This window comes from Kitasatospora sp. NPDC056181 (genome assembly GCF_042266225.1).
GTDB lineage: Bacteria > Actinomycetota > Actinomycetes > Streptomycetales > Streptomycetaceae > Kitasatospora.
In genome coordinates, this window is record NZ_JBHJUK010000009.1 from 22,878 (window position 1) to 29,969 (window position 7,092).

General features: G+C 75.0%; 4 protein-coding genes. All 4 read right to left on the reverse strand.

Annotation, left to right across the window (positions count from 1 at the left end; all coding sequences use genetic code 11):
• Positions 1 to 85: 85 nt before the first annotated feature.
• The 4 genes from ACFC1F_RS06230 to ACFC1F_RS06245 all read right to left on the reverse strand — a co-directional run bounded on the left by ACFC1F_RS06230 (position 86) and on the right by ACFC1F_RS06245 (position 6,765).
• Complete coding sequence (locus ACFC1F_RS06230) at positions 86 to 3,502, reverse strand: hypothetical protein (protein WP_376156035.1); 3,417 nt, start codon at positions 3,500 to 3,502, stop codon at positions 86 to 88.
• A gap of 2 nt (positions 3,503 to 3,504) precedes the next feature.
• The gene (locus ACFC1F_RS06235) at positions 3,505 to 4,032 is read right to left on the reverse strand and encodes a WXG100 family type VII secretion target (RefSeq protein ID WP_376156036.1); all 528 of its coding nucleotides are present in this window, start codon (positions 4,030 to 4,032) and stop codon (positions 3,505 to 3,507) included.
• Between the two features lie 285 nt (positions 4,033 to 4,317).
• Positions 4,318 to 6,147 carry a hypothetical protein gene (locus tag ACFC1F_RS06240; protein WP_376156037.1) on the reverse strand — a complete coding sequence of 610 codons (1,830 nt, stop codon included), beginning with the start codon at positions 6,145 to 6,147 and terminating at the stop codon, positions 4,318 to 4,320.
• A 162-nt stretch (positions 6,148 to 6,309) separates the two neighbouring features.
• Positions 6,310 to 6,765, reverse strand: a complete 456-nt coding sequence (locus tag ACFC1F_RS06245; protein WP_376156039.1) for a hypothetical protein — start codon at positions 6,763 to 6,765, stop codon at positions 6,310 to 6,312.
• Positions 6,766 to 7,092 lie beyond the last annotated feature (327 nt).

Sequence of the window (7,092 nt, forward strand, 5' to 3'; positions counted from 1 at the left end):
AGCCCGGCCGCGCGCGGGGAGAGGCGCGCACGACCGGGCGGTCAGGGGTGGGGGGAGACGAATCGCCGGCCGCCGCCTGTCCCCGCTAGAGCCGGGACAGGGAGTGCTCGCCCTCGGGTGTGTTCTGCACCTCCAGCCCGGGTGCGTCCAGCAACTGGGAGAGGCCGGGTGCCGGCAGCTCCGAGTGGATCCTGTGCTCGGCGGGCGGGGTGATGACCTGGTCCGGGTTGGCCGGGTCGGGCATGGTCGGAGCGTCGTGCAGGCCGACGTGCGCCTTGCCGACCAGTAGCACGAACTTCCCGTCGGATCCGGTCTGCCCCAGTCCGACGGCGTCGGCCACGTAGGTGTTGAACCGTGCGGCACGGTCGTAGAGCGTCCAGGGTCCTTCGCCCTCGCGGCGTGCGGGGTGCCCGTCGACCATCCGGATGTCGACTCCTTCGGCCTTGGCGCTCTCGATCGTCGCCCGCAGGCCCTGGCCGTGACTGCTTTCGTAGCGCGAGACCATCGCGTCCAGCAGTGGCGGCATCTCCGCGTTCGCCGGAGCCCGCAAATGGGTGTCCACGTGGGACTGGAAGGAGTCGCCGCGCAGCGCTTCCAGGTAGACGGTCTGGACCCCCGCCTCCCGGAGGGCGGCCATGTTGTTCTTCAGGAAGTCGAAACTCTGCGGCTCACCGTGCCTCTCACCCAGGACGATCCCCGGGTGGTCCTGAAGAATCCGGCCGGCGGCGGTGATGGCGTCCGGAGCGTCGCGCAGCACCGAGTCCACGCGGGCCACGGCATGCTCGGGTAGCCCCGGGGGCTGGCGAAGGGTGTTGGCCACCACCATGGAGTCGAGCTGCTCACGACGGGCGTCCTGGGCCGCCCAGTAGTCTGCGGTCCGGTAATCCATGCGTGCCATCGCCTCGACCCGCTCCTGGGTCTTCGCAAGCATCTTCTCAGGGGCCCGGCGTGCGACGGGATCGGCGGCCAGGTCCTTGATCCCGTTGAAAGCGAGCGGTGAGAGGTCGTTGAGTGTCGTCGGGTCGAGACGGCTCTTCAGCGTCTTCGTGTGCTGGTTGAAGTGGACCGCCTCGACGGGTACCCCGGAGTTGGTCTCCGGGTGGAGGTACTTGCCCCCGGGGCTCGCGTGCGGCAGGGCGTACATCATGTTCTGAATGCCCCCCGGCCCAGCGGCCGGCCGCAACAGCGTGCGCACCTTGTGGAGCGCCTTCTGCGTCGCGGACGGCTGGAGCGGGAAGGCCAGCGCGGTCATCCCCGCCGGATGCTCGTGCAGTGAGCGGCCCGGCCGGACCGCCTCGCCCCGACCGGGCACCGGCTCGGTGCGGACCCCCGGAAGGTGCGGCTCCCCCGCGGGACGGACCGGGCCGGTACGGAACTCCGCCGGGAGCGGCGGGACGTGAACGCCCGGACCGCCCAAGTGCGCGGAGGGATGCGCGGTCGCTGAGGCCGACGTACCGGCGACGGGCGCGGTGGCGCTGCTGTGCAGGACCGGCGTCCCGTGGAGGTCCGGCAGGCCCACCGGCCGACCGGCGCCGAGCGGCGCCCCTTCGGCCGGGCCCGCCGCGAGCCGGATCTCGTCGGCCCCGGACCCGAGCGGACGGACCAGCGCCTCCGGTGCGGTGTGGACCGCGGCCTCGGTGTGCAACAGGTTCAGCTCGGGCACCTCCGGCGCGTGCCGCATCGACAGGGGACCATCCCCCACCGGACGCACCGGCGCAGCCTCCCCCTGCGGCAGATGCAACTCCGGCACCTCCGGCGCGTGCCGCATCGACAGGGGACCATCCCCCACCGGACGCACCGGACCCGCCACCCCCTCCGGCGGCAGATGCAACTGCGGCACCTCTGGCCCGTGGTGGCCGCCGAGGGCCGGCAGCGGAGTCTCGTGCGCCGCCGTGGTCGGCGCGCCGACCGCGCCGCCCTCGTGCAGCGGCGGCAGGGAAGGGGCGTGGCTCGCCGTGGGCGTGGCCGTGCCCTCGTGGGGAACGGTGGCCGCCGCGGGCGCCGGCTCGTGCGTCGAGGCGGGACCGACGTGCTGGGCCGGCGTCCCCTCGGACACCGGTGGGTGCGAGCCCGCGGCCGTCGGCGCCGCGGCCTCCGTGTGCGTGCCACCGCCATGGGCGGGCGAGGCCTCGGCGTGCCCGGGGGCCCCGCCCTCCGCCGCGGCCGCTGGCCCATGCCCGGGCGTGCCGCCCTCAACACCATGACCGGGGCCCTGCGACGGCGTGCCGCCGCCCGTGGTGCCGTGCTCCGCCGCTGGAGCCGCCGCATGGGGCTGGGACTGCGCGGTGCCCGCACCGTCCGCCGCCGGGTGCTGCGCCGGATGGGCCGCGCCACCGGCCGGCTCCGCCGCCGGGTGCTGGCCGCCCGTGGGCACGCCCTCGTGCGTACCGCCCGCCGGTGCGCCGTGGGCGGCAGCCGCGGGAGACTCCGCCCCGGCCGCGTGCTCGGACCCGGCGGGCAGGCTGCGGCTGCCGCCGGTGCCCGCTGCAGACTCCGACCCGGCGGAGCCGCCCGGCGCCTCCGTCGGCGAGTGCTCGGGAACGTGCGCCCCGGCGGGGATCTCCGACCCCCCGGCGCCCGGGACCCCGCTGTGCGGCACGTCCACCGTCGGTGCTCTGAAGTGCTCGTTGACCGCGGCGCCCGCGGCATGCAGCCCGGCGGCGCTCGCTCCGCTCAGGCCGGAACCGAGCAGGCTGTGACTGTCCACCGTCCCGGTGGTCACGGCCTGGGTGACGACGTCCGCCCCGACGCCGGCCGCGCCTGCCGTCACCATCTTGCCGGGGACCGTCCCCATGACCTTGCCCAGGCCCAGCTTCGAGCCGGCCGCGCCGATGCCCTTGCCCAGCAGGTTGCCCGAGGCGCCCGCCACCGCGCCGCCCACCGCGTTGTCGCCGAGCTCCTTCAGGTCGAGGCCCTTGCGGTGCCCCTCCAGGACCTGGATGCTCTGGGCGAGCAGGTTGATGGCCGCCATCTGGACCGCCTGCTTGGCGGCGAACTTCATCGCCTCCATGGCGAGCTTCTTCAGGATCTGCTGGACGGCCGTCCGGCTGATGCCGACCATGACCGGGATCTGGGCCAGTGACAGGCCCGCGGTGAACGGCGCCTCCACCTCGGCCGTGGCGATCTCGACCGCGAGAATCCCCAGCTGGGCGATGATCTGGATCTTCGCCGTCTCTGCGGAGTTGGCCATCGACTCCAGCATGTCGCCCATGCCTTCGCAGGCCTTGGCCAGGCCGGGGAAAGCGCCGGGCTGGTCCTCGCCCTGGCCGACGGTGAACTTGTCCCAGTACTGGGACAGTCCGGTGGCAGCCACGCCGACCTGCCCGGTCAGCGCGCGCTTGACGGCCGCGTCGGCGGACTCCTCGACATCGTTGAGGGTCTGGGCCATGGTGCGCCAGTGCCCGGCCATGTTCCGCAGGTTGTCCTCGTCGGCCTCGGGCCAGCGCGTACCGGACAGCAACAGCAGGACCCACTGGAGGGGTTCGGGAAGCTCGGTGGCCATGGTCAGCGCCTCCCGCCGGTGTGCGCCATCGGGCCGACGTGGGGTGCGGGCAGGGTCGGCGTCACGGGTGCGGGCGCCTGCGGCGGCGCGGCAGCCGACGCGAGCGGGTCCACGGGGCCGGACGGGCCGGGGTTCTCGTTGCGGCCCGTGAGGGACGCGGTGACGCGCCGCTCGGTGTTCTCGTAGTTCTCCGCCATGCGCTTCAGACCCTCCGCGACCCGGCGCAGCGCGGCCGGGAGGCCCTTGAGGCCCTTGAGCGTGCCGGAGCTGTACGCGAGGTAGCCCTTCTCACCCTCGGCAAACTGGTGCCCCGCGTGGTCGTTTCCCCAGGGGTGGGTGGCGTTCATGCTGGTCAGGAAGCTGTCAAGGTCGAGGTACGCGGCGGAGACCCGGTCCGAGGCGGCGAGCATCGGGGAGACCGCCGCCCGGTACTGCTCGGGGTGGACATCGAAGCCCGTCCCTGCGGCCTTCGCCGGAGCCGCGTCCGCGGACGGGGACGGCGACGGGGACGCCGCCGACCGGGCGACCACTGCCGTCTCCGTGGCAAGCCCCGCCGCACCCGTCGCCGTCGAGCTCAGCGTCGCCGGCCCACCCGCAACCGTCGTCGCCGAACCGGAACCGGGCGAACCGGCCGCCCTCGTCGCCGTCTCGACCCCCATCGCGGGGACCGGCGTCGGCGTTCGCACCTCGCCGGGTCGATGCACCTTCGTACGAAACAGATCTTCCATGACGCTTTCTCCCCGATGTACCGCTGCCGGTCCGGTGACCTGTCAGCGGAATTGCTGCGGGCGGTGGCCGACGGCCGACAGCACGCGTTACTCGTTGTTCCCGGGCCGGCCACCGCCGGGGCTCTCCTCCTGGGCGGCCGGCTGCCGCGCCGCCCTGGCGGGTGCGGGCCTGTCGAACTCCCCGGCGGCCGCCAGCTTCGCCAGGGCGGCACGCAGCTGGGGGCTCGGCACCTGATAGCCCCCCTCCTCCCGGAGCCGTGCGGGCTTACCCCCGGTGTCCGGACCGGTCGGCACCGCTCCCGCGGTGCCCGCGGCGCCCTGGCCGTGCCCGGCCGCCGCCCCGGCCTGCTCCGGGTGCGCGGCCCTGACGGACGGCCGGCTCCCAGCGGCACCGTCCGCGCCGGCAGCACCACCACCACCCGTCCCCGCCGCCCCCGCCTCCGGCCGGCCCCCGCCCGCCGCGTCGGGTCCCAGCACCACGCTGGTCAGTTGCGTGAGGAGATCACCTCCGGGCTCCGGCGGATGCTCCTCCCCCGCAGCCGCGGCCTGCGGGGATCCCGCCCGGTGCTGTTCGGCAGCCTCGGTACGGGCGCCGTCCAGCCACCGCCGGTGCGCCCGCTGCGCCCGCCGGTCGCCGGCCTGGGCCTCGGCGGGCCGGCCGTGAACGCCGGGGTCGGCGAGTGCCTCGTCCTCCTCCGGTGCCTGCGCGACAACCAGACCGGGCCTGCGCTTGCCGGGTGTTCCCTTCCTGCCCCCGCCATGGCCCATGCCGTGCATGCCACCCGTTCCGGGGCCCCGTCCGGCGGCACCCGCTCCGGCCCCGGCGGCCGCGCCCGCTCTCGCGCCGGTACCGGCCGTCCCCGGACCCAACGTCTGCCGCGTCATCCCGGGCGCGCCGCGCCCGACCGTTCCGGCAACCGGGCGGCTCGCCCCTGCGGCGGCCGCCGCCGTACCGGGCGGCATACCGAAGCCCGCGCCCGCGAAGGAGGGCGTGACACCCGCCCGTGCCCGGCCCGCCGAGCCGCCGCCGGCGGCGGCGGCGGCGGCGGCGGCGGCGGCCTTGCGCCCGCCCACGCCACCGGCATTCCCCGCAGCACCCCCCGAACCGAGCGAACCGGCCGCACCGGCCGCACCGGCCGCACCGAGCGCGCCCGAGGACCAGCCCCCCGCACCGGTGAGGTCGCCGACACCACCGGAGGACAGCCCACTCTGCGCACCGGTGCCCGCGACAGGGCCGGTGAACCCGGCCAGGCTCAGACCCGGCAGAGCCGCACCGCCCGTCCCCCCTCCGACACCCGCGCAGCGGGCACCGGCATCGGGCCCCCCGGCGCCACCGCCCGGACCTCCGGCGCCCCCGAGTGCGCAGGCCTGTCCGGCACTGTCCATCCGTTCCACCGAACCGGCGGCCTGACGGAGCATCGAGTCGACGGCCGCGCTCGCCTGCCCGACGTGGTGCCGGCACGAGTCCACCGTCAGTTTCACGCCCTCGGACTGCGCGGCGGCCTCGGGCGCGGCTCCGGCCATACTGCCGTCGAGGTATTCCTTGGTGGACCTGAGCTGCTGCACCATGGCCGTCTTGGTACGGGTGACGGTGCCGGCGGCCTCGTGGAGACAGCGGGCCATCGCGAGCCCGGTCTCCAGCACGGTGACGGCATGGGCGTCGTCGCGACCGGCGTACTTCTCCAGGTACTGCCGGAAGCCGTCGGCGGCCGCCCCCGACATGTGCGCCGCGGCCTGCTGCGCAGCCGCCACGATGCCGCGCGCCCGTGGCTCGGCCGCGGTGTTCCAGGCGTCCCACGCCTGGGCGAGCGCCGCGAGCTGGTCCTCATCGGCTTCGGGGAAGGCTATCGCCGCCCCGTTGTCGTTGCTCTTGACTATCGTGAGCACCGCGGCCAGGTCGGCGGGCAGCTCGATCATGAAAATGGTCACTTTCTCGGGCGAACCGGGCGACTGGAAACCCGCCGAACCGACCGAAGCGGCCATAGCGGCCGAACCGGGCGTGTGCGGGCGGCTCGACGGACGGTCGGCGGAGGAACCGGGCGGTCGGGTGGAGGAACCGGTGCGTGGAGCCGCGGACGATCAGACGTCGGCGGTACCGGCAGCCCCCGCCGGGGAGGCCCCGGGCCGGGCCGAGGTGGACGGACCACGGCCGTCGGGCGCGGCCTCCAGCACTGCGGGGAGGGGCGCCGCGGAGCCCGCGAGAAGCTCCTTCAGACCGGCCGCGTGACTGCCCTCGGCCTCGCGGTAGTGCCGGCACATCAGCAGCAGGTTCTCGGCCATCGTGCCGGAGTTCCGCAGGTAGCGGCGCACACCCTGGAGCGCCTGCTCCTGGCACTCGATCAGCCCGCCGCTCTCCGTCCCACCGCCTCCGAGCGCCCTGCCCACCGGGTCGGTTCCGCAGGAGGCCGGGGAGACGCGCCGGGCGGCGGCCTCGACCTTGGCGGCATGCGGTTCCAGTTCCTGGACGAAGGCCCGGATCCTCCTGGCGGCCGCCTCGACCTCCGCAAGATCGATCCGGAACGACCCGCTGCTCATCGGACTCACACTCACCATCTCGACTGGACCACTGACGCTGGTGACTGACCATCCCTCACGCGCGTAACCGCTCGATAAGCGGTTTGTGGGCGGAGCTCGCCCAGGCGGCTCCACGACGCGCCCGGTCAACGCCGAGGCGGTTCCACCGCCTCCGCGGCGAGCGGCTCCGCAGCCGACCGCAGGTCTCGGCGAGCCGGTCCGTGGCGGGAGCGCCCCGGCCCGGGACGCGAACGGCGGTGTGGGTGGGATAGGGGGGCGCCGCCCGGGACCCACATAAGGACACCACCCGGGACAGCGGGGAATCCCCCCAGGGCCCCGGCCCGGGCC

What these genes read in the sequence shown, in the direction of transcription:
- ACFC1F_RS06240 (WP_376156037.1), bottom strand. Translation starts at nt 6,147, where the DNA reads ATGATCGAGCTGCCCGCCGACCTGGCCGCGGTGCTCACGATAGTCAAG.
- ACFC1F_RS06230 (WP_376156035.1), bottom strand. Translation starts at nt 3,502, where the DNA reads ATGGCCACCGAGCTTCCCGAACCCCTCCAGTGGGTCCTGCTGTTGCTG.
- ACFC1F_RS06245 (WP_376156039.1), bottom strand. Translation starts at nt 6,765, where the DNA reads ATGAGCAGCGGGTCGTTCCGGATCGATCTTGCGGAGGTCGAGGCGGCC.